At 60.3% G+C, this 22,439-nt stretch carries 16 protein-coding genes; 8 read left to right on the top strand and 8 right to left on the bottom strand.

Going from position 1 to position 22,439, the window contains the following annotated elements; all coding sequences use genetic code 11:
- Nucleotides 1-211 precede the first annotated feature (211 nt).
- Both K3G63_RS09230 and K3G63_RS09225 read right to left on the bottom strand, forming a co-directional pair.
- Complete coding sequence (locus K3G63_RS09230) at nt 212-553, bottom strand: hypothetical protein (RefSeq protein ID WP_220613745.1); 342 nt, start codon at nt 551-553, stop codon at nt 212-214.
- Nucleotides 493-669 carry a hypothetical protein gene (locus tag K3G63_RS09225; protein ID WP_220613744.1) on the bottom strand — a complete coding sequence of 59 codons (177 nt, stop codon included), beginning with the start codon at nt 667-669 and terminating at the stop codon, nt 493-495. The genes K3G63_RS09230 and K3G63_RS09225 overlap by 61 nt, the downstream gene beginning before the upstream one ends.
- 213 nt (nt 670-882) lie before the next feature.
- Between K3G63_RS09225 and K3G63_RS09220 the strand changes: the two genes are divergently transcribed.
- The gene (locus K3G63_RS09220; protein WP_220613743.1) at nt 883-2,469 is read left to right on the top strand and encodes an amino acid permease; all 1,587 of its coding nucleotides are present in this window, start codon (nt 883-885) and stop codon (nt 2,467-2,469) included.
- A gap of 114 nt (nt 2,470-2,583) precedes the next feature.
- Here K3G63_RS09220 and K3G63_RS09215 read toward each other — a convergent pair whose 3' ends face one another.
- Complete coding sequence (locus tag K3G63_RS09215) at nt 2,584-2,793, bottom strand: DUF2945 domain-containing protein (protein ID WP_220613742.1); 210 nt, start codon at nt 2,791-2,793, stop codon at nt 2,584-2,586.
- Nucleotides 2,794-2,978: 185 nt separating this feature from the next.
- Between K3G63_RS09215 and K3G63_RS09210 the strand changes: the two genes are divergently transcribed.
- The 7 genes from K3G63_RS09210 (at nt 2,979) to K3G63_RS09180 (ending at nt 16,027) form a co-directional block, all read left to right on the top strand.
- A complete protein-coding gene (locus K3G63_RS09210) occupies nt 2,979-6,041 on the top strand; it encodes an amidohydrolase family protein (protein WP_220613741.1) in 3,063 nt (1,020 codons plus the stop codon).
- A gap of 158 nt (nt 6,042-6,199) precedes the next feature.
- Complete coding sequence (locus tag K3G63_RS09205) at nt 6,200-7,504, top strand: amidohydrolase family protein (RefSeq protein WP_220613740.1); 1,305 nt, start codon at nt 6,200-6,202, stop codon at nt 7,502-7,504.
- A gap of 230 nt (nt 7,505-7,734) precedes the next feature.
- Complete coding sequence (locus K3G63_RS09200) at nt 7,735-8,412, top strand: response regulator transcription factor (protein ID WP_220613739.1); 678 nt, start codon at nt 7,735-7,737, stop codon at nt 8,410-8,412.
- Nucleotides 8,413-9,305: 893 nt separating this feature from the next.
- Nucleotides 9,306-11,348 carry an RICIN domain-containing protein gene (locus tag K3G63_RS09195; protein ID WP_220613738.1) on the top strand — a complete coding sequence of 681 codons (2,043 nt, stop codon included), beginning with the start codon at nt 9,306-9,308 and terminating at the stop codon, nt 11,346-11,348.
- 137 nt (nt 11,349-11,485) lie between these two features.
- The gene (locus tag K3G63_RS09190) at nt 11,486-12,403 is read left to right on the top strand and encodes a DUF6929 family protein (protein ID WP_220613737.1); all 918 of its coding nucleotides are present in this window, start codon (nt 11,486-11,488) and stop codon (nt 12,401-12,403) included.
- Between the two features lie 136 nt (nt 12,404-12,539).
- Nucleotides 12,540-15,533, top strand: coding sequence for a DUF2723 domain-containing protein (locus K3G63_RS09185; protein ID WP_220613736.1), 2,994 nt, complete (start codon nt 12,540-12,542; stop codon nt 15,531-15,533).
- A 215-nt stretch (nt 15,534-15,748) separates the two neighbouring features.
- Entirely contained in the window at nt 15,749-16,027 is a 279-nt protein-coding gene (locus K3G63_RS09180) for a hypothetical protein (RefSeq protein WP_220613735.1), read from the top strand.
- Between the two features lie 109 nt (nt 16,028-16,136).
- On the opposite strand, the gene K3G63_RS09175 is transcribed toward K3G63_RS09180, so the two are convergent.
- The 5 genes from K3G63_RS09175 to K3G63_RS09155 form a co-directional block, all read right to left on the bottom strand.
- The gene (locus K3G63_RS09175) at nt 16,137-17,219 is read right to left on the bottom strand and encodes a hypothetical protein (protein WP_220613734.1); all 1,083 of its coding nucleotides are present in this window, start codon (nt 17,217-17,219) and stop codon (nt 16,137-16,139) included.
- 110 nt (nt 17,220-17,329) lie between these two features.
- Complete coding sequence (locus tag K3G63_RS09170) at nt 17,330-18,556, bottom strand: carboxypeptidase-like regulatory domain-containing protein (protein WP_220613733.1); 1,227 nt, start codon at nt 18,554-18,556, stop codon at nt 17,330-17,332.
- A gap of 199 nt (nt 18,557-18,755) precedes the next feature.
- Nucleotides 18,756-20,396 carry an NAD(P)/FAD-dependent oxidoreductase gene (locus K3G63_RS09165; RefSeq protein WP_220613732.1) on the bottom strand — a complete coding sequence of 547 codons (1,641 nt, stop codon included), beginning with the start codon at nt 20,394-20,396 and terminating at the stop codon, nt 18,756-18,758.
- A gap of 256 nt (nt 20,397-20,652) precedes the next feature.
- Entirely contained in the window at nt 20,653-22,230 is a 1,578-nt protein-coding gene (locus K3G63_RS09160; protein ID WP_220613731.1) for a polyamine aminopropyltransferase, read from the bottom strand.
- The gene (locus K3G63_RS09155) at nt 22,223-22,438 is read right to left on the bottom strand and encodes a DUF350 domain-containing protein (RefSeq protein ID WP_220613730.1); all 216 of its coding nucleotides are present in this window, start codon (nt 22,436-22,438) and stop codon (nt 22,223-22,225) included. Before K3G63_RS09155 ends, K3G63_RS09160 begins: the two co-directional genes overlap by 8 nt.
- Nucleotide 22,439 lies beyond the last annotated feature (1 nt).

The following is a 22,439-nucleotide window of genomic DNA, read 5'->3' as shown; positions in this document are numbered from 1 at the left end:
AAGCAAGAAGACAGCCCTGCCTATGGTTGAGTTAAATATTGGGGGTAGCCGATACAGTACCAACCTACCGGCTGGCGCGTTGCGCAGCCGGTAACGAGGAATAGTAGCCAGCCGGTTCCGGACTAGTTGGCCTCCGTGCGGCCGCCTACCCTGCGGGTAAACGAAAAGCCCCGGCCAACTGGCTGGGGCTTCATGAGAAAAAGAAAAGAAATTAGCTTTTGGCCGGGGCCTTCATTTTGCCGGCGCCTGCTTTTCGCTGCTTTGGGTTGTCGCGTTTGTCATCGCGCAGGTGGTCGTACGTGGCGTACTGGTCGGCGGTGAGTACAGCTTTGAGCTGGGTGTCGTGTTTGTCCTGGAGCGCCTTCAGTTCCTGGCCCCGGCCCGAGCCGTTGCCTGGGGCAGCAGACTGCGCGCGCAAAGCCTGGCGCTCCTGCGCCAGGGCAATAGTGCGCACCTGCGCCGTTTGCTCGGCTGAAAGGCGTAGCTGCTTGGTCAGGCGTTGAGCTTGGATGGCAGCGCGTTGGCCGGGCGTGAGCTGCTGGCGGCCACCCATGCCCCCTGGTGGGCCATGCTGCGAGGCTTGGCAGAAGTGGAGGGGGTAGTGGTTTGGGCAGAGGCTACCCCAGCAGTCAGGGCAAACGCGGTGAGCAGAAGAAGCATCTTTTTCATCGGGAAGGAGTCTTTGGAAGAGTTCTGCCGGGTTAGAATCCTAAGTGTAGGCCGGGTTTAGTCGGGTAGCCAAAATCTTCCCGACAACAACCCAGCTAAGGTCAGCAGTCCGGATAAAGGGCTATATTCGGCCCACGTAGCTGCTTGCAGGCGGCTTTTTTTGCAAATTTCATAATCCCCGTCTCACCTCTTTCTTTTCTCTCATCAACCTGTATGGCAAATATTTTCGCCAAAAAACCGCTGGCCACGCTGCTGGGTGAAGCCAACTCCTCGGGGGAAGGCTCACTGAAGCGCACCCTGGGCGCGGGTAACCTCGTGGCGCTGGGCGTCGGGGCTATTATTGGGGCTGGTTTGTTTGTGCGCACGGCTGCCGCCGCTGCGCAGGCCTCAGGTCCGGGCGTTACGCTGGCCTTCATTGTGGCGGCTATTGGCTGCGCCTTCGCTGGCCTCTGCTACGCCGAGTTTGCGGCCATGATTCCGATTGCCGGCTCGGCTTACACCTACGCCTACACCACCATGGGCGAGTTTGTAGCCTGGGTTATCGGGTGGGCCCTGATTATGGAATATGCCCTGGGGGCCGCTACGGTTAGTATTGCCTGGAGCGAATACCTCAACAAGCTCTTAGAGGCGTTTCATATATCCCCGATAAGTTACGAGTGGAGCCACTCGCCGTTTGAAAGCGCCGCCGTTGATGGCGTTATGCACAGCGGTATCATCAACCTGCCTGCGCTGCTCATCATCGTGGCGTTGTCGTTGCTGCTCATCAAAGGCACCCAGGAATCGGCCATGTTCAACGCCATTGTGGTGTTTCTGAAGGTAGCTATTGTGCTGGTATTCATTGCAGTTGGCTGGCAGTTCATCAACCCCGCTAACCACGAGCCCTACCTGATTCCGGAAAATGCTGAGCCGGTGAAAAACGCCGCCGGCGCCGTAGTGCGCGAGTACACGGGCTGGAACAAGCACGGCTGGGGTGGGGTGCTGGGCGGTGCGGCCATCGTGTTCTTTGCCTTTATCGGGTTTGATGCCGTGTCCACGGCGGCCCAGGAAGCCAAGAACCCCAAGCGCGACATGCCCATCGGTATCCTTGGCTCGCTGGCGGTGTGCACGGTGCTCTACATCCTGTTCGGCCACGTGCTGACGGGCGTTGCCAACTGGCGCGAGTTTGCCGACCCGGCCAAGGGCGGCGAGGCTTCCGTGACGTACGCCATCAAAGCTCACATGCCCGGCTACGAGTGGCTGGGTACGGCCGTAACCATGGCTATTTTGCTGGGTTTCTCGTCCGTAATTCTGGTAATGCTCATGGGCCAGAGCCGCGTGTTCTTCTCCATGGCCAAGGATGGCCTGATGCCCAAAGCCTTTTCCGACCTGCACCCCAAGTTCCGGACGCCCTACAAGTCGAACCTGGCGCTGCTTGTGTTCGTGGGTGCCTTCGCGGCCTTCGTGCCCGGTGCCCTGGCCGGCGACCTAACCTCCTTCGGTACGCTGCTGGCCTTCGTGCTGGTGTCGGCTGGCGTCTGGATCATGCGCAAGTCTGACCCCGCTCAGCCCCGGCCGTTCCGGGCTCCGCTTTCGTCGCCTACCTTCCCCTTCGTACCCATCATGGGGATGGTGGTGTGCTTGGGCATGATTGCCGCTCTCGACGAGTTCACCCTGAAAGTAGCTCTGGGCTGGATGCTGCTCGGCTTCATCGTCTACTTCATCTACGGCAAGCGCAACTCCAAGCTCCAGCAGGGCATTGTGGTAGTGCCCACCGAAATGGAGGAGCAAGCGTTCATCGAGCCCGACCCCAAGAACGCCTAGGGTACACTAGCGCACAAAACAGCAGCCCCACCGATACCTCGGTGGGGCTTTTTGTTGCGTTAGGGGGTAGGAAGTAGGGCAGTACTTCGCGGCTTAACGCAGCTGGGCGGAGCATTACTTGGCCGGTTTTACCTCGCTTTGAAGCTTAAGTACCCGGTCGCCGTTCTCTTGCACAATAAGGTAGGCGGGGTTGTCGGGGGTGCCGTGGCGGGTGATTTCGGCGCCTTGCAGCTTCTTCGTGACCGACTCTTTATGCGTTTCCTCGATTTTGCCGGTGGCCGTGCCCGTGCCGTATTTCCAGGTTACTTGGGTGCCTTTGCGCATGAGATGGTGGATTTGTCGGGTTTTGGTGCGTAGTTAGGTCGTCATTCAGGCATACTGTCGCGGTGCAACTCTGGTTGCTGCAGGTGCTTCTTTCCTAGCCCATCCGCTAGCTAGAGGCAGCCACACCACCTGGGCACTTGCCTTGCACGCTTTCATTTTTTTCCTATTCCCCATACCTCTACTCCATGCACATTGACCTTCGCCGGCTAGGGTTGGCCGGTGGGCTCGTGGCCAGCAGCCTCACGGCGGCTCAGGCCCAGCAGCCCGCTACCTTCCCCCGCAACGGCGTCTACGACCAGCGCCCGGGCGTGTACGCCTTCACCCACGCCACCATCTACACCGACTACAAAACCCGCCTTCAGGATGCTACCCTGCTCATTCGGGACGGCAAGGTGGAGGCCGTGGGGCCGAACGTGAAAATTCCGGCCGGGGCCGTGGTGCAGGACCTGAAAGGCCGCTTCATCTACCCAGGCTTCGTGGATTTGTACGCTTCCTACGGGGTGCCCGAGGTGAAAGCGCCCGAGCGCCAGGGCCGCCGCGCCGGCCCCCAAATGGAAAGCACCAAGGCCGGGGCCTACGACTGGAACCAGGCCGTGCACCCGGAAGTAAACGCCGCTGAGCTGTTCCGCGTCAACGCCGACCAGGCCGACGCCTACCGCCGCCTGGGCTTCGGGGCGGTGCTCACCCACCAGCCCGACGGCATCGTGCGCGGTACGGCCGCGTTGGTGAGTTTGAACACTACCCGCCGCGAAAGTGAGGTGTTGCTCCAGGACCGCGCTGCCACTGCCTTCAGCTTTGATAAGGGCAGCAGCACCCAGGACTACCCCTCATCCTTGATGGGAAGCATTGCCCTCCTGCGCCAGAGCTACCTCGATGCCGACTGGAACCAGCGCAACCCCACCCGCGAACAAAACCTCTCGCTCCGGGCCCTGAACCAGCAGCGCAGCTTGCCGGCTATTTTTGAGGTGCGAGACAAGTTGAGTGCGTTGCGGGCCGATAAGCTCGGCGACGAGTTTGGGGTGCAGTATATCATCAAGGGCCGCGGCGACGAGTACCAGCGCGTAGCCGACCTGAAGGCCACCAAAGCTCCGCTCATCCTGACCCTGAACTTCCCCGATGCCTACCAGGTCGATGACGTGTACGACGCGGCCCGGGTGAGTTTGCAGGAGCTGAAGCACTGGGAAATGGCCCCGGCCAACGCGGCTATGCTGGCCAAAGCCGGCGTGCCCTTTGCCTTTTCCGCCGCCGACCTCAAGGACAAAAAGAAGTTTCTACCCAACCTGCGCAAAGCCGTGCAATACGGCCTATCGGAGGAGCAGGCCCTGCAGGCCCTCACGGCTACCCCCGCCGCCCTGGTAAACGTGCAGGATAGGGTAGGGGCGCTGAAGCCCGGCATGGAAGCCAACTTCCTGGTGTGCTCCGGCCGCCTGCTCTCCGACGACAACGTGCTGCTCGACAACTGGGTACAGGGCGAGCGGTACCAACTCAGCACCATCCCGGCCGACTACCGCGGCGTGTACACCCTGCAAGTGGGCCAACAGCCCGAAATGAAGCTGCTGCTGGCTGGCAAGCCCGAAGTGCCCGAGCTGAAAATTGCCAAGGCCGCCGGCGACACGGTGAAAGGCTCCCTGAGCGTGAACGGGGAACTGGTTACCCTTGTCTTCAACCCGAGCCCCAAAACCAAAGGCAGCGGGGCCATCCGCCTCAGCGGCTACTACACCGCCGAGAGCCGTACCTTCCAGGGGGACGGTCAGCTGCCCGACGCTACGAACGTGAAGTGGACGGCCCGCCGCTTGGAAGAAGCCTCCCGCGCCGCCCGCCGCGACTCCGTGAAAGCGCCCGTGCCGCCCCAGCTGGGCGCGGTGCAGTATCCCTTTGTAGCCTACGGCCGCGCGGAAGTGCCCACCCAGCAAACCGTTCTGATTAAGAACACCACCGTGTGGACCAGTGAGGCTGCCGGCAAGCTCGAAAACACCGACGTGCTGCTGCAAAACGGTAAAATCACGAAGATTGGCCGCAACCTCTCCGTGCCCAGTGGGGGGCGCAGCATTGATGGCACCGGCAAGCACCTCACGCCTGGCATCATCGATGAGCATTCCCACATTGCCATTTCTGAGGGGGTAAACGAAGGCACGCAGTCGGTAACTTCCGAGGTGCGCGTGAGCGACGTGGTGGACCCCGAGGACGTGGACGTGTACCGCGACCTGGCTGGCGGGGTAGTGGCCGCCCAGCTCTTGCACGGCTCCGCCAACCCCATCGGCGGCCAGTCGGCGCTGATTAAGCTGCGCTGGGGCATGACGCCGGAGCAGATGAAGATTGCCGGGGCGCCCGGCTTCATCAAGTTTGCCCTCGGCGAGAACGTAAAGCAAAGCAACTGGGGCGAGGCCAACGTGGTGCGCTTCCCCCAAACCCGCATGGGCACCGAGCAGGTGTTCGTAGATGCCTTCACCCGGGCCAAGGAGTACGAGCAGGAGTGGAAAGCCTGGAACAAGCTCAGCAAAGGCAAGCAGAAAAAGGGCGAGGCCCCGCGCCGCGACCTGGAGCTGGAAGCCCTGGTAGAAATTCTGAACAAGCAGCGCTTCATCACCTGCCACAGCTACGTGCAGTCGGAAATCAACATGCTCATGGGCGTGTCGGACCGCATGGGCTTCCCGGTGAACACCTTCACCCACATCCTGGAAGGCTATAAAGTGGCCGATAAGATGAAGCAGCGCAACATCAACGCCAGTACCTTCTCCGACTGGTGGGCCTACAAAAACGAGGTGCGCGACGCCATTCCCTACAACGCCGGCATCATGCACGACGTGGGCCTGAACGTGGCCCTCAACTCCGACGACGCCGAAATGAGCCGCCGCCTCAACCAGGAAGCCGCCAAAATGGTGAAATACAGCAACCTCTCGGAAGAGGAAGCCTTGAAGATGGTGACCATCAACCCGGCCAAAATGCTGCACCTGGACAAGAACATGGGCAGCATCCGGGAGGGCAAGGACGCCGACGTGGTGCTCTGGACCGATAACCCCCTGAGCGTGTACGCCCGCGCTGAGCGCACCTTCGTGGATGGCCGCGAAATGTTCAGCCTGGAAAACGACCAGCAGCTACGCCAGCAGATGCAGCAGGAGCGCCTGCGCATTGTGCAGAAAATGCTGGAGGCCAAGAAAGGCGGCGCCGCTACCCAGCTACCCACCGCCAAACCCAACAAGCACTACCACTGCGACACGATGGGCGAGGAGAAAGAGCTGGATAAGTAGCTTTTGGCTGTTCAGTCTACCATCCTTCGTCATGCTGAGCGCAGCCGAAGCATCTCTACCGCTTCGTTGCACTAGCATGGATTAGTCAGAGGTAGAGATGCTTCGACTACGCCTCCGGCTTCGCTCAGCATGACACGTTCCAGATAAATAACAACCCCATGAAACATATCTTCTTTTCCCTGGCTTTGCTGGCCGCTACCCCCGCTCTGGCCCAGGTGCCGGCCCCGGCGCCGGCCCAGAACAAGCCGGTGCTGCTGCTGGGCGGCACCCTGCACGTGGGCAACGGCACCGTAGTGCCCGATGCCGCCGTGGCGTTCGACAAAGGCCGCATTACCTACGCCGGCGCCCAGGGCGGTTTCAGCCAGGACCGCGCCGCCTACGAGGTTATCGATGTGAAAGGCCAGCAGATTTACCCCGGCCTGATTCTGCCCAACTCTACCCTGGGCCTCACGGAAGTGGAAGCCATCCGGGCTACCGTGGATGCGCGCGAGGTAGGGGAGTTCAACCCTAACGTGCGCAGCCTCATTGCCTACAACACCGATTCCGACATCATCCCGACGGTGCGCACCAACGGCGTACTGCTCACCCAGGTAACGCCCCGCGGTGGGATTCTTTCGGGCCAGAGCAGCGTGGTGCAGCTGGATGCGTGGAACTGGCAGGACGCGCAGGTGAAGGCCGACGACGGGCTGCACCTGAACTGGCCCGCCATGATTATCAAAACCAACCCCGCCGACGACGCCCAGGTGCTGGAGCGCCGCGAAAAGGCCCGGCAGGAGCAGCTACGCCAGCTGGAAAGCCTGCTCCAGGAGGCCAGCGCCTACCGTCAGCAGCCCGCCGGCCGCCGGGAAAACCTGCGCCTGACTTCTCTGGCCGGCCTCTTCGATGGCTCCAAAACCCTGTTCATCCATGCCGACTATGGGAAGGAACTGCTGGAAGCGGTGCGGTTTGCCAAGCGCCTGGGGGTGCAGAAAGTAGCCATTGTGGGGGCCCGCGACGCCTGGATGATGCTCGACTTTCTGAAGCAAAACGACGTAGCCGTGGTGCTGTCCCGCATCCATGCCCTACCCCGCCGCGAGGGCGACGACTACGACCAGCCTTACCGCCTGCCCAGCCTGCTCCAACAGGCCGGTGTGCGCTTCTGCCTTGATTACGAAGGTAGCCAGGAAACCTCCGGGGCCCGCAACCTCGCCTTTATTGCGGGCACGGCTGCTGGTTACGGCCTTAACAAAGAGCAGGCTCTGGAAGCCGTAACGCTCAGCCCGGCCCGCATCCTGGGCATCGACAAGGACTTTGGCTCCGTGGAAGCGGGCAAAAGCGCTACCCTGGTTGTCAGCCGCGGCGACCTGCTCGACATGCGCACCAACGACGTAACCCGCGCCTGGATTGATGGCCGCTCCTTCCGCCTCGATACCAAGCAAACCTACCTGCGCGACAAATTCCGGGGCAAATACGGCCTGAAGTAAGCCCAGGCAGTGCCCGCCAGGAGCCCGGTGCTGGCGTCCGGCCCGACCCGTAGCGGTAGGAGCCGACGCCGGTGCCGGGTTTTTACTTAGCGGCAGCGGGGGCGAGAGGGCTGGCTGCCTACCTATAGAATATAGAAGCAATATTATATTGATGGTGAAAGAAGATTATAGTATCTTTCTTTGTAGGCCGGGCGCTATTTGGCCTCCGGAAGCCAGAGTGGTTGTCAGCCATGCGTACTATGCCCGAGTCATTACCAGAAGAAGCAACAATCTCACTTTTGCTGGTGGATGACCACCCGGTGGTGGTAGAGGGTATTAAGGGCATGCTCAAGCCCGAAACCAGCTTGCGCGTGATAGCGCAGGCATACAGCGGGGCTGAAGCCTTAAATATTCTGGCCAAGTACTACACGCAAGTGCAGGTAGCCGTCCTGGATTTGAATATGCCGGAAATGTCGGGGATTGAGCTGACGCGGACCATCCGTACGCGCTGGCCCAGCGTGCGGGTATTAATTCTGAGCATGTTTCACGACCATGCTACCGTTGCAGAAATGCTAGAGGCCGGCGGCTCAGGATACGTGCTGAAAACAGCCACGCGGGCCGAACTTAGCGAAGCCATCCGGCAGGTAGCCTCCGGACGGAGCTACTTCAGCCGTGATGTTGCCACTACGCTGCTGCAAAACCTGCATATTCCGGCCTCTCTGGAAGGAAAGCCCGCGGAGCTGACTTCCCGTGAGCGAGAGATATTACAGCTTATTGCACAGGAATACTCCAACCAGGCAATTGCCGAAGCCTTGTTCATCAGTGAGCGAACCGTGGAGACGCACCGGCGGAATCTCTTTGCAAAGACCAATTCCAAATCGGTGGTGGGGCTGATCCAGTATGCCCTGCGCCACAAGCTGATTGCATAGCTATACTGCATAGCAGGAGAATATACAATTATCTGGTTTAATGAATAATAGGGTATTGGCTGCCACTGCCCAGCCTTGCTATGCTCACCAGGCAGCTGGTAAATGGCACGGGCTTGTCACCAGGCGCAGCAAGGACAGGTAAGCTAAATAAGACAGCGCCGGCGGGAGGTGTACGGTGGGTTTTGGCAAACTATAGGCTTTAACTGTGTTTAAAAAGCACTTTTTGCATAAAAATAAGCGGCAGCTGTCGAGGTACGCGGCCTGGTACCCCGCCAAAAGGGAGTAGCCAAATATCCGTACTAGCACGGATCAAAAATCAGGGGTGCTACTTATTTACATTTAAATAAGAAAAAATATACCTTAGCATCGTTCAATCAAATGATAATATGTTTATATTTGAGCTGAACAAAAATGGGTTTAGTGCCCTTAAGTGCAGTTTTTTCTCATTTAACCACAGATTTGCCAGTGTCGAAACATCTAACCACCAACGGAAAGCAAGCCATGCCATCGAAAATTCTCTCCTTCATTTGTCATGTGCCCGGAACAATTCCCGGAGCGTACCCCGCCGTTCCAACCAGTTCCGCTGCCAGCTCCAAAGCCGCTGAGCGTAAAGCAGAGCCAAAACGCAGTGGAGGGCATTTTACGGCCATCTACGAAAACGACAAGTTTGTCCGTTTCAAGTATATCAGCAATAATTAAGAACTGCCACCACCGGCTTATCCTTTCCTGGCATCCGCCTTCGGTAGGCGCCAAGCGCTGCCGAAGAACCCTATCGCACGAACCCTCACACAACAAGGCGCTGCTTCCTGGTCGGGAAGCAGCGCTTTTGCTGCTGTACAGGGGCTGGTACGGATTTCGGCTAACTTGCGCCCCGGTCTATCCGTTTTGCGTGCATGACAAATCTGTTGTTTCGCTTGGCGCTGTCGTTGCTGGCACTGCTTTTTTCGGCTACCACTACGCTTCAGGCCCAGGTAGCTTTTATTCCCGATGAACACGCTTGGTACGGGGTTATTGCGCGCAGCAGTGGCCGCTGCCTGGACATTACCAATGCCTCGTCGGAGGCCGGCGCTACGGGCGTACAGTGGGAATTTACCCACGCCAATAGTCAGCAGTGGCGCTTTGTGCCCGCTGCTAAGGGTAGCGACTTTTACCGCATTGAGGCCCGGCACAGCGGCAAGTGCCTTACCCTGGAAAAGCCCGATGACAACGCGCCTATTGTGCAGCGCCCCTGGACGGGGAGCTTCTACCAGCAGTGGAAGCTGATTCCGTCGGGGCCCATCGGCAGCTTTATTCTGGTTAGCCGCGGCAACGACAAGTGCGCCTCGCTGGCTGCCGCCGACAAGTTTAATGGCACGCCGGTGGTAGGGCAACGGGTGCAGAACCGGGCCACCCAGCAGTGGAAGCTGTTCAAGCTGCGCCTCAACGTAGATAATACCCAGCCGGGCTTTGGCCCTCCCGAACCCCTGACTGCCCTGAACACGCCCACCGGCAACGAACTGCAACCTGTGCTGACGCCCGATGGGCGGACCCTGTACTTTGTGCGCACCCGCTTTGCCGGCAACACCGAAGGCGTAACCGAGTCCGGTGACATCTGGACAAGTTCTTCCGCCGACGAAGGCCGCAGTTGGGGGCCGCCTACCCGCCTCGATGCCCTGAACACCACCCAGCACAACGGGGTTATGGCGGTAACCAATAAGGGCAAAACCCTGCTACTGCGCGGGCACTACGAGCGGGACGGCTCGTTCCGCGACGAGGGCCTGAGCCAGGTGCCGCGTGGGGCTACTGGCAAAAATGCGCACCCTGTGCCTCTAGATATTGCCAACTATTATTCGGCGGGTCCGGCTACGTCGTTTTTTATGACGCCCGATGAGAAGATTCTGCTGCTTTCCCTGGAGCGCGGCGACTCCCAGGGCGGCAACGACCTGTACCTTAGTCGGCAGGGGGCCGATGGCATCTGGAACGAGCCGCAGAGCCTGGGGGCCGTAATCAACTCGCCGGGTTTCGATTTCGCTCCGTGGCTGGCTCCCGACGGCAAAACCCTGTACTTCAGCTCTTACGGCCACGCCGGTTACGGCAGCGCCGATATTTTCGTGAGCCAGCGCCTCGACGATTCCTGGACCCGCTGGAGCGAGCCGCGCAACGTGGGGGCCCCGCTGAATGGGCCCGGTTTCGACGCCTACCTCAGCCTTTCGGCCGATGGCAAGCAGGCCTACTACGTGGCTTCGCGCACGGCCAATGGCCCCGCCGACCTGTTCCGGACCGTGACGGGGGTAGCCCCGAGTGACACAGCTACGGCTCCCGCATCCGAGCCGGTAGCGCCGGCCGTTGCGGCCCGCACTCTGCTCACGGGCCGCACTCTGGATGCCAAAACGCGCCAGCCCCTGGCCGTGGAAGTAAAAGCCATCCGGCTGGGTAATGACTTGGCCTTTAATGCCACGGCCCGCACCGACGTGGCCGGCGGCAACTATCAGCTTACGCTGCCGCCCGGCCAGTACCGACTGCTGGCCTCCCGCGTAGGCTACCTGACAGCTACCGATACGGTTACTATGAGCGGATCGCGCAGCCTGGAGTTGTTGCTGGTACCCGCCGCGGTAGGCTCCAGCCTGGAGCTGCCCACCCTCATTTTCGCCCAGGGTAAGTACACTTTGCTGCCGGCCTCCTATACCGAGCTTAACCGCCTGGCCCGCACCCTGCAGGATAACCCTACGGTCAATATTCGTCTGGAAGGCCACACCGATAACCAAGGCCGCGCCGACCTGAACGTGAAGCTTTCCGAAGAACGAGTGGCGGAGGTGAAGCGCTACCTTGTGAAGCGGGGCGTACCCGAAACCCGCATCAGCACCATTGGCTACGGCGGAAGCAAGCCCCGGGCTTCTAACGACAAAGAGGAAACCCGCAAGCTGAATCGGCGCGTAGAGTTTACGATTGTGAAGTAAGCCTTTGGAAGGGTAGGAGCCGGGTCGTTGTGCCGATGCTGAGCCGAGCTGCTACAGCTGCTTAGTCCGTCCATCCGCAAAAAACCTTCTGCCGTTCTCCGCGCAAGAACCTTCTATCACCTGTAAGCCCCCAACCTATGCAGGCTCTTATTCGAAATGAAGCGGTGTTGCCCAATTTGCCCTCAGCGTCGGGGGTAGAAGTAGTGGGCAGCGTGGCCTACGTCATCGGCGACGATGCGCCTTACCTGTATCAGTTGAACGCAGCCACCCTGGCCGCCGGCGAACCAACCCGACTGTTTGAAACCGCCCATTTTAGCAGCGGCCGCATTCCGAAAGAGCTGAAGCTGGACCTGGAGTGCCTTACGGCCCTGACTACTCCCACCGGCGAAACTGGCCTGCTGGTGTTTGGCTCCGGAGCCACGGCGGCGCGGGAGCAGGGGTTTTGGGTACCGCTGCCGAAGGCTGGGGGAGGGGTAGGAGCCGTGTACCCCATTTCGCTGAGCGGCATTTACCACGCCTTGCGCCAGTTGCTACCCCCCGGCATTGTGCTAAACCTGGAGGCTGCTGCCGCCACGACTACCGAGTTGCTGTTGTTTCAGCGCACGGTAGGTTCGGCCACCGGCAATCTGCTGTTCCGCCTACCCTTGGCCGCTACCCTCGACTACCTGCATCATCGTGCCCAACAAGTGCCCGCCGTGCAGCAGCAGTTGTTCGAGTTGCCCGTCATCGACGGTAAGCCCGCCGGCTTTTCCGGAGCGGTCTGGTTTGATGAGAAGCTGTTCGTGACGGCCTCGGTAGAGGATACCCAGGATGCGGTATTGGACGGAGCAGTTTTGGGCTCCTTTGTGGGAGTACTGCAGCTGCCCAAGCCCTCGAACAAGGTATTGCCCGTGCGCCTGGCACAGCTGGAATTGCCTGGCGGCAAGCCTTACCGGGGCAAAGTAGAAAGCGTGGCCGTGCGCCGGCAGCTGGGCCCAGGCCGCTACGAGCTGCTGCTGGTAACCGATGATGACGCGGGCGGCTCCACGGCTGTGACCGTGGAGCTGAGCTTATAGAATGGGGTAGCGGTTCACCTAAAAAACGTACAGGTTTTGGGGCACAGGCAACGGCCCAGAGCAAAAACGCATCCGGCCATCTGGAAGTCATTCCGGGCGGCCGGATGCGTTTTTATTCACCCTGACTTGTTACCCTATGCCGTATTCTCGATTAAAGCAAGTGCTCAGTGGCGTGCTGTTTCTGCTGGCGCTGGGTGTGTACTGGGCCACCCTGGAGCCCACGGCCTCCTTCTGGGACAGTGGCGAATTCACGGCCAGCTCCTACAAATTGCTCGTGCCGCATCCGCCGGGTGCTCCGCTTTACCTGATTTTGGGGCGGCTGGCTTCGCTACTGTCCTTCGGCGATGCCACGCGCGTACCAGTGCTGATCAACTTGGTATCGGCGGTAGCCAGCGCCCTTACGGTGGCGCTGTTGTTTGGCATCATTACCCACTTGGCCGAAAAGCTGGTGCAGCCCGCACCCGCTTCCACGCCTCTGCGGGGCGCATCGGCGGCTTTGGTGCTGGGGGCCGGGGTAGTGGGTGCGCTGGCCTTCGCCTTCTCCGATTCGTTTTGGTTTAACGCGGTGGAGGCCGAGGTGTACGCCCTTTCTACGCTCGGTACGGCGGCGGTGGTATGGCTGATACTTCAGTGGGAAAAGCGGGCCGATGAGGCTGGCGCTGACCGGTGGCTGGTGCTCATTGCCTACGTAATCGGGCTGGGGATTGGGGTACACCTGCTGAATCTGCTGGCTATTCCGGTGCTGTGCCTGGTTTGGTACTTCCGCCGAACCAGGCAGCCCTCGGGGAAGGGTATTCTGCTGGCTCTGGTAGGCGGTAGCGTGCTGGTGCTGCTGGTGCTGGAAGGAATCATTCCGGGCTTGCCCACGCTGGCTGGTGCCAGTGAGGTCTTTTTTGTGAACAGCTTCGGGCTGCCGTACAACTCGGGGCTGGTGCTGTTTCTGCTGCTGTTTGGGGGGCTGTTGGGGGTAGCATTCCGGTATGCGTGGCGCTCCGGGCGCCAGGGCCTGCACACGGCGCTGCTGGCTTTCACGTTTGTGCTGATTGGCTACTCTAGCTACCTGATTGTGCCCATCCGCAGCTCTTTCAACCCCACCATCAACGAAAACGCCCCCAACGAGGTCCTGTCTTTCGTGAGCTACCTGCGGCGTGAGCAGTACGGCGACCGGCCCCTGCTCTACGGCCCTCACTTGTTTGCCCAGCCTACGGCCCAGGAAGATGGCGCCCCGCGCTACACCCGGCAGAACGGCCACTACGTCATCACCGATTACCGCCCCGAACTACGCTACGAAGCGTCGGATAAGATGCTGCTGCCCCGCATTTACGCGGGCCCAGCTGGTACTAGCCCCGAGCTGGTGCGCCAATACCGCAAGTGGGTTACTGATCTGGAGGAAGGCCGCAAGCCCACCATGGGCCAGAACCTGAGCTTTATGTGGCAGTATCAGTTCGGGCATATGTTCTGGCGCTACTTCGGCTGGAATTTCATTGGGCGGGAAAGTGACGTGCAGCACGCCGGAGTGCTCTGGCCCTGGGATACTGCCCAGTCGGTGCCCGCCAGCGTAGCCGAAAACCGGGGCCGCAACGCCTTCCTGGCCTTGCCGTTTCTGCTAGGGGTAGCCGGCCTGGGGTGGCAGTTGCGCCGTAACCGCCAGCAGGCGCTGGTGGTTGGGCTGCTCTTCGCCCTGACGGGGCTAGCCATTGTATTCTACCTTAACCAGCCGCCCCAGGAGCCCCGCGAGCGGGATTACACCTTTGCCGGGGCCACGCTGGCTTTTAGCATCTGGATTGGGCTGGGCGTGCTGGCTCTGCACGCCGCCCTAAGCCGCGTGCTTGCCGCGCCCCGGCTGCGGGTGGGCTTGGCGGCAGCGCTTGGGCTGGTAGTGCCGGCCCTGATGGCCACCGAAGGCTGGAACGACCACAACCGCACCGGACGCTTCAGCTCCGTCGACTACGCCAAAAATGTGTTGAACACGCTGGCTCCCAATGCCATTCTTATCACCGAAGGCGACAACGACACCTTTCCGCTCTGGTACGCCCAGGAAGTAGAAGGCGTGCGGCCCGATGTGCGGGTGATGGTGTCCAGCTACCTCAACACCGACTGGTACGTGGAGCAGATGCGCCAGCGCAACTATCAGTCGGCCCCACTGCCACTCTCCATCAGCACTGCGCGCTACCGCCAGGGTACCAACGACTATTTGCCCTTTGTAGAAAACCCGGCGGTGCGCGAGCTGAATATCAAGGAGTTTGTGCAACTGGTAGAGCAGAACAGCCCCTTGCTGCAGGTATCCTACGGCGACGGTTCCCGGACCTTGCTTTCCTACCCCACCACGCGCCTGGTACTGCCCATCGATACGGCGGCAGTGCGGCGGAGTGGCATTGTTCCGTCGGAGCGACTCGGGCAGGTAGTGCCGCGCATGGAATGGGAAGTAAGCCGCGGGGCGCTGGAAAAGAAAGACCTAGCGCTCCTGGACGTGCTGGCTTCCAACAACTGGCAGCGGCCCGTGTACTTCGCCAATACCGTGAGTCCGGGTAACATGCTGGGGCTGGAGCCCTTCCTGCAACTGGAAGGCTTGGTGTGTCGGGTGCTGCCGTGCCGGGAGCCCGCGGTGCAAAAGGAAATGCGCCTCCCCGAGGAAGGCGTGGTAGCCAAAGACCTGCTCTACGATTCGTTGATGCGCAAGTACAGCTACCGCAACCTCAATAACCCACGGGTGTATTTCGATGAAAATCAGCGCTTCACGCTCACGGCGTACCGGCAGCAGTTTGCCCGGCTGGCCCGCGCCTACGTAGAGGCCGGCAACCAGCCCCGCGCCCGCGAAGTGCTGCAGAAGTGCCTCACGGTGCTGCCCGACACGGCCCTGCCCTACGACGCCTACACCCCCGACCTGGTGTCCTCCCTCGTGGCAGTAGGCGAAACCCGGCGGGCCCAGGAAATTATGGATACGCTCACTACCCGCACTACCCAGCACTTGGCCTACTACGCCGCCCGCCCCGATGCCGCCCTCTTCGAGCGGGAAATTGGGATGCAGCTGTTTACGCTCCAGCACCTTTACCTCGCCGCTGCCGATACCGGCGATGCGGCGCGGGCAAATCAGCTGGCCGGCATTCTGCAGCAGTACGGGGGTAGATAATCATGGTATTCCAAGTCCAAGTCAGGAACCTACGTGGCTCACCAAGAGGCTAACGCAGGTTCCTGACTTAGACTTGGAATAACAGGGTTAGTGGGGGTATGGTAGGAGGTAGAAAAACTGAGTGATAAAGTAGGGTAAAGATCAGCTAGCCAGGAATCAAGTCGCGTCAGATAGTGTTGACAACTCAGAACAATTCGGCTTGATTTTCTGACTTCATGATTCTCTTCAACACCCGTTTTCTCTATCCGGTTAGCGCCGTGAAACTGCAGGAACAGCAGGGTTTGCTACCCGCCGAGTTTCTGCAAACCATCCAGACCTTGCAGCCTTTCCTGGAAAAGGAAAAAGCCTACGGCGACATCTGCAGCACGCAGGTAACCTCGCCCCGCGGCCGGCAACTGGTGGTGCACTACCGCAAAACCTACTCGCCGGATAATGGCTTCGTAGTAGAAATCCTGGACGCCGAAATAGTACGTCCGCTGGCCAACGCTGCGTAGCGGCTTTTCTGCCAGGCTTATTTTAACGCAAGAATCTTCTCTCGCTGCTACGTTCTGGTTGCAGTGGGAGAAGGTTCTTGGCTTTGGTGAGGAAGCACTTCAGTTTAAGTTAAGCGCCGCGCCGCCAGATAAAGCCATCCAGCACGTAATGCGTGGCCTGGGGCAGGGCGAGCAGGGGCACCAGCAGACTAAGCCAGAGCGAATCAGTTACGGCTGGGAGCTGCTGAAACCAGCCAAACACGGGGGCGTGCTCCCGCCATACCAGCCCATCCCAGATGCCTTCCTCGAGGTACGCCAGCCCAAACAGCAGCCCCAAAAACAACGCTACCCCATAACGGCCTTGCCACCACGGGCGCCCCAAGTGTTGGGGCTTTGCAGTTGCGGAGGGGGTAGGCTGGCTGGTTGTCCAGATGAGGGCGAGGTAGGGAATGCCGTGCGCAACCACGTTGAGCAGGGTAAACGCTAGGTCGCCGTTGAAAAGCACGATGCCCACGTACCACGAAGCCGCCGTGCCCAGTACCAGCAGGTTGCGCGGCAGGTTCAGGTGGTGCGTGTGCTGCCACTGCCGGGCTTCTTTCAGCAGGTACAACCCCAGCAACCCCAGGTAAAGGACCGTAAGTAGGTGGCGGCCCAGCGGCCAGTCGTGCTGCACAAAGTCGCCATCCACAAACCAGTTAAAGTTGCGGGGCGCCGCCAAGTGCCACCACAGCAAGGGGTAGAGCGTGGCGGCGTATATCACTACCTGATCCAGGGCCCGAAAAGCGGCCGGGGCGGTTTCCTGGCGCGCGTACAAGCGCAGGAAACCGTATTGCTGACGGATAAAATGAAATACCGCCGCGTATGCCAGCACGCGCCAAAACCACAAGCTACCCGCGTAGTGCAACGCTACTCCTGCCACGTAACAACCTAGCGGTACTACCCACAGCAACGTCCGGAACCGTTGGCGACGCACCGGGTCAAAATACGTCCGGAACAGGGTGCTGTACACGTGAGCTACATCAATTAGCACCACCAGTCCTACCCAGGCCAGCACCGGCATATGCCCCGAATTGCGGTAGGCAGGTGGCAGACCCGCTACTACCAGCAATGCCAGAAACGGCGGCCCTAAAATCCAGAGTCCATCAAACCAGGCCGAGCGAATCCAGGGCTGACGAAAAACGACGGATGGCGGCTGAGCGGTAGCAGTAGGCATGAGGCGAAAGAAGACAGCCGAAAGTAACGGTTCGGCTGCAATAGCCAGCTGGCCAAGCCTCTTCGGGCTGAAAAAGAGGTAGGGCTCACTGCTGGTAGGGGAGCCGTGGGCTAGTTTGATGCTCCGGTAGGCGGCTCGTAGTTGAGCGGAAGAAACTCACCGATTTTCTCAAAGCCCCAATATTCCTCCGTTAAAACCTCCAGCGGGTTAGTCGGCTGACCATTCGCTTGTAAGACCACGCGCGGAGCCAGCAGGTGCACTACCGAAACCTGGGTAGCGGGCAGTGATGGCGCCGGACGGCCCACTGGAGCGGTACGTGCCAGATGTTGCGCGTAAGCTGGGTCGGGCTTTTCCCGGTCGTAGGTTACTTGCAGCAAATCTGGAAACTGAAGGGCCACGTGGCCTGAGTCCGGGAGGGTTTGCCGAAACGCGCCGGTAGGCAGTGGCTTCGTGTAGAGATACTGCAACTGGGCGGGCACTTGCACCAGCATGCTAAGAGAGTCGTCGAACCGAGCTGGGTTGAGCGCGCGCCGCCGGCTTGACTGCTGCCGCATAACTGCCAACAAACTATCGGCCTGGGCGCGGGCGGGGTTGGTTATTCGACGCAGGCGTAGCACCTGAAAGCCTTCTTCCGCCACTCGGTTTTGGTATACGCTCCGCAAAAAGTGCGTCAGGGACCCCAGGTAGGCCGCACGGCGGTTGGCTTCCCAGCGGCGCTGCTGCCGGGCCGAATGGGTGCGCAGGGGCTCCATAATCGGCCAGCCGTAAAAGGCCATCCACTGCTCCCGGAAGTTCAGCCGAAAGTCGAGGCCGTAGTATTTGATGCGGTAGCCCAGGGCGCGGTTTTCTACCGTCACAAACTCGGCGCAGGTGGCCCGCAGTTCGTTATCCTTGGCGTTGTAGTGTACGCGCACGGCCTCGGGGTCCAGGATGCGGCACTGACGCGAAAAGCTGGTGCTACCCAGAAACGTTTCGGCAAACTTGCGGTAGTCGTCGGGGTTGTTGCGGGTGGCGCGCACCACTACTTCGCCCAGCGCGTTGGCCGCTGGCGGCAGCCGAAACGTGAGCTGTTGCGGCGTGGTGCTAATAACTACCGCCTGGCGCCTCAGCTTGTAGCCCAGGTAAGAAGCTACTACCTCGTAAGTGCCGGGCGGCACCTGTTCAAACACAAACTGCCCATCCTTATCGGTGCTGTTGCCCAGGGTAGTATTGGCTAGAAATACGGTGCCGAAAGGAAGGGGCTGCTGCGTAAGCGAATCTAGCACTACCCCGCTCAGCCTGGCCTGTGCCCACCCCATAGTAGGTACCGCCAGCCCACCCAGCAACACCAGGAGCATTGTAACTAAGCTGAGGGGTAGTGAATACAAGCGCCGCATGCGTGAAAAAAGGTCGAAAATAAGTCAGCACCATCGGGTAGAACCATTCCTCCGATGCCGTGCCTCTTAGGGAAACCAAATATTACGACTTATTCGTAATAATACGAAAGTTTCGTAAAGAAGGTAAAGTTTCCAGTTTAGCACGAGAAAAAACAGCGCATCAGGCTACGGCGGCTACCTCTGCGGCGGCCCGTAAGCCTTGGTAAAAGCCCTCCTCGAAAATGGAAATGCCGCTTAAATCGGTGTGGGCAAAGAACAGCTTGTCTTGCCAGGGTAGCGCGACTTGTTGGCGGGCCGTGCCCCACACGAAGCCGGGGGTAGGCGCTACCATGCCATGCCCCCATACCCACACATCGGCGCGCTGCACGTGGGGCGTAAGGCCGGGGTGGGCCGTTTCCAGCTCGGCCAACATGCGGCGCACCCACTCGTCGTAGCTGGTTTGGTAGACTTGCTGGCGGGCCTCTGCTGGTTTATCAGCGGGGAGGGGGAGGTAACAGGTAATGACCTTGGGGCCGCCCGCATTGAGGCTCAGGCTTTGGTGGGTGGCATTCACATAGCCCACCGAATCGGTGCCGTAAAGCACATTATCCCAGCTCAGCGGCGCCCCGGGGCCCTGGGGCAAGCCATCTACGGTAAGGTTAATAATAGCCCAGGGCGCACGATGGCAGTTTAGCGGCCGAAGCGGGGTAGCCGGCAGCCCAGCCAGTAGCCGCTCGGTGATAAACCAGGGGGTAGCCAGCACCACGCGCCGAGCCTCAACGCGGGTAGTTTGGTGGGTCGTTACGTCGTAGCAGTCGGCGGCTAGGCCGCCGGGCGTTTCCTGGAGGGCGTAGGCAACGGTGTTGGGGAGGATGGGAGAGGTAGCCTGCCGGCGCAGTTGTTCCACCAGAAAGTTGTTGCCCTCGGGCCAGGTCAGCACATCGGAAGCAACTGCATTGTGGGCGCGGCCCTTCCTCGAGGCAAAGTAGTGCAGGCCTGCCCACGCTGATACCTGAGCGGCTGTGGCGCCGTAATCATCCTTGCACGAATAGTCCAGGTACCAGCGCAGGTGAGGGCTGGTGAATCCGTGTTGGTCCAGGTAGGCCGCAAACGAAACCGTATCCAGCCGTCGGAACTGCTCATCAGCCGACGATTCGGCCAGCGGAATCCGGAAGGCGTCGCGACCATCAGCACCTACGGCGCCGCGCATTTCTTCAATCATCTTGAAAAACCGAGCTATTTGCTGCTTTTCTTCCGGGGGCACGCCTAGCTCCGGCACGAGGCCGTTTTGCCAATGCCCGCGCAGGTAGAGGCGCTCCTCGGGGTCGTGGCAGAGGTGGTATTCGTTATAGATGGGCAGGCCCGATGCCGCATCGGTGCCCGTAATGACGCCCGCTTCCTGTAGGAATGCCAGTAGCTCGTGGTTGCGCGGGTCGGGGAGGGGGAGGTAATGGGCACCCCAGGGGTAGGCTGTCACCTCGTTGCGGCCGGCGCGGGAGTTGCCGCCGGGCTGCTCGTCCAGTTCTACCAGCAGTACCTGCTCGGGCCGAAAGCCGCGCCGCGCCAGCTCCCGGCGGGCAGCCAGGCCAGCTACCCCGCCGCCTACTATCAGCACCTCTACCTGCCGGGTATGGGTAGGAGCTGGCAGCCGGGAAGCGTCGCGCAGCAAATGGCCCGTGGCGTGGTTGGCCCCGTGCATACTACCCCGAATGTGGCTACGACTAGTGCCCGGCGCGCAGGAGTGCAGCCCCGCTAGCGGCGCCAGCAGCAACCCTGCCCCGCCCGCCGCGGCCTGCTTCAGAAAGTTACGCCGGGTAGGCATGAGTGGTGAAGTTGTGAGTTTGTGAAGTTGAACGGCGGCAGGGATGCTTTATCCAGGTTGTTATGCTGAGCCCCGCGAAGCAACTCTACCGCTGGCTAGCTCTGCTGGTGCAACGGCAATTCCTCATAGAACAGGGGGTAAACCCTGGGCTAGTAAACAGCAACGAAGCAGGAGAGATGCTTCGCGAAGCTCAGCATGACAGTTCTATATTAAAATAAGGACAGCACATCCGACGCCCATAGTGCCAGGGTCAAAATCAATGCACGTACGGGCCCCAGTCTTCCTCGAAGTAGCGCACCAGGGCCTGGTTGTTGAGCTGGTTGATGTCGGTAGGAATTTCGCTCATATCGGGCGGGAAGAAGCGCATGTCGCGGATGGTGGCGGGCGTTACGTAGCGCAGGCCAGGGGGTAGGGGGCCAGCATCGGGGCGCCAGTGGGCGTTGCGGCCAGCCAGCACAAAGCCCCACTCCCCGAACGAAGGCACGTAGCAGTGGTAGGGCAGGGTAGTAAAGCCGGCGGCCTGCAAGGTGTGGGACACACACCAGAACGACTGCCGGGCCACGTACGGCGAGGTGCTTTGCACCACTACCCATCCGCCGGGCGCCAACCGTTTTTCCAACTCCCGGTAAAACGCCGCCGAGTACAGCTTGCCGATAGAGTAATTGCCCGGGTCCGGAAAGTCCACCACAATACAGTCGTAACGAGTGGTGTCGTGGCGCACCCACTGGTAGGCGTCGCCATTGATAACTTCCACTTTGGGATGGAGCAGAGCGCGTTTGTTCAGTCCCAGCAGCATCTCGTTGTGGCGGAACAGGTGGGTCATGCCCGCATCCAGATCCACGAGGCGAATACGTTGGAGTTGGGAGTACTTCAGCAACTCGCGCACGGCTAGGCCGTCGCCGCCACCCAGCACCAGTACCCGACGGGCCTGGGGTAGGGCCTGCATGGCGGGGTGCACCAGGGCCTCGTGGTAGCGGTATTCATCCAGGGAGCTGAACTGCAGGTTGCCGTTGAGGAACAGGCGTAGCTCGCGCTGGTTTTTGGTGAGCACAATGCGCTGATAGGTAGTGCTTTTGGAATAGATAACCTGATCCTGAAAGGCTAAGCCTTCGGTGTACGTCTGGATGCGTTCGGCGTAGCCAAAGCCCACGGCCAGGGCCAGCAAGGAAACCACCAGCGCCCCGCTAAGCCCCCGGCGGAAAGGCCGGGTTTCAGGAAAACGGTACAGGGCTATGCCGGCCACTACCACGTTCAGGGCCCCAAAGAGCAGGGATGTCCGGATGAGCCCGAGCTGGGGCACCAGCACCAGCGGAAATATCAGCGAAGCCAGCAAGGCCCCGATGTAGTCGAAGGTAAACACCCGCGAGACGAGGTCCTTGAACTCGAAGCGGTTTTCCAGAATCCGCATCAGCAGCGGAATTTCCAGCCCCACCAGCACGCCCGTCAGGCCTACCAGGGCGTACAAAATCAGCCGAAACGAGGTGACGTACTCAAACAGCACGAACAGCAGCGGCGCCGAGAAGCCGCCCACTATCCCCACCAGTATTTCCAGCCGGATAAACCACCGCAGCAACGACCCGCCCAGGTAGCGCGAGAGCCAGGAGCCAATGCCCATCGAGAACAGGTAGGCCCCGATAATGGTAGAAAACTGCGTTACGGAGTCGCCGAGCAGGTAGGACGCCAGCGTGCCCGCAATCAGCTCGTAAATCAGCCCGCAGGTAGCAATAACAAACACCGAACCCAGCAGCAACGCCGGGCGGTAATCGGCCGGAGCGGGGAGGGGGGCGGCTACCGGAGCAGCCGGCCGCGCCCGGCGCACGGGTACTTTATCCATGAATGGCCGAACTGATAATCAGGGCCACGGCGAGCATAAAGGCGCCCGCCACAATGGCCAAAGCCGTGTTGTGCTCCTCCATGATTTCGCGCCAAAGCGTGCGCGGCGTCATCTTCTCAAAAATGATGAAGCTGATAACCAGAATGGCAATGCCGATTACTGAGTAAATAACCGAAGCGGCAATAAGCTTGAAGTTGAGGTATTCCATA

This window comes from Hymenobacter sp. HSC-4F20 (assembly GCF_019599275.1).
Classification (GTDB): Bacteria; Bacteroidota; Bacteroidia; order Cytophagales; family Hymenobacteraceae; genus Hymenobacter.
This window is presented reverse-complemented; position numbering and strand designations above follow the sequence as displayed.

Coding starts and splice junctions, on each gene's coding strand:
- K3G63_RS09230 (WP_220613745.1), bottom strand. CDS start 553: ATGGGTGGCCGCCAGCAGCTCACGCCCGGCCAACGCGCTGCCATCCAA.
- K3G63_RS09225 (WP_220613744.1), bottom strand. CDS start 669: ATGAAAAAGATGCTTCTTCTGCTCACCGCGTTTGCCCTGACTGCTGGG.
- K3G63_RS09220 (WP_220613743.1), top strand. CDS start 883: ATGGCAAATATTTTCGCCAAAAAACCGCTGGCCACGCTGCTGGGTGAA.
- K3G63_RS09215 (WP_220613742.1), bottom strand. CDS start 2,793: ATGCGCAAAGGCACCCAAGTAACCTGGAAATACGGCACGGGCACGGCC.
- K3G63_RS09210 (WP_220613741.1), top strand. CDS start 2,979: ATGCACATTGACCTTCGCCGGCTAGGGTTGGCCGGTGGGCTCGTGGCC.
- K3G63_RS09205 (WP_220613740.1), top strand. CDS start 6,200: ATGAAACATATCTTCTTTTCCCTGGCTTTGCTGGCCGCTACCCCCGCT.
- K3G63_RS09200 (WP_220613739.1), top strand. CDS start 7,735: ATGCGTACTATGCCCGAGTCATTACCAGAAGAAGCAACAATCTCACTT.
- K3G63_RS09195 (WP_220613738.1), top strand. CDS start 9,306: ATGACAAATCTGTTGTTTCGCTTGGCGCTGTCGTTGCTGGCACTGCTT.
- K3G63_RS09190 (WP_220613737.1), top strand. CDS start 11,486: ATGCAGGCTCTTATTCGAAATGAAGCGGTGTTGCCCAATTTGCCCTCA.
- K3G63_RS09185 (WP_220613736.1), top strand. CDS start 12,540: ATGCCGTATTCTCGATTAAAGCAAGTGCTCAGTGGCGTGCTGTTTCTG.
- K3G63_RS09180 (WP_220613735.1), top strand. CDS start 15,749: ATGATTCTCTTCAACACCCGTTTTCTCTATCCGGTTAGCGCCGTGAAA.
- K3G63_RS09175 (WP_220613734.1), bottom strand. CDS start 17,219: ATGCCTACTGCTACCGCTCAGCCGCCATCCGTCGTTTTTCGTCAGCCC.
- K3G63_RS09170 (WP_220613733.1), bottom strand. CDS start 18,556: ATGCTCCTGGTGTTGCTGGGTGGGCTGGCGGTACCTACTATGGGGTGG.
- K3G63_RS09165 (WP_220613732.1), bottom strand. CDS start 20,396: ATGCCTACCCGGCGTAACTTTCTGAAGCAGGCCGCGGCGGGCGGGGCA.
- K3G63_RS09160 (WP_220613731.1), bottom strand. CDS start 22,230: ATGGATAAAGTACCCGTGCGCCGGGCGCGGCCGGCTGCTCCGGTAGCC.
- K3G63_RS09155 (WP_220613730.1), bottom strand. CDS start 22,438: ATGGAATACCTCAACTTCAAGCTTATTGCCGCTTCGGTTATTTACTCA.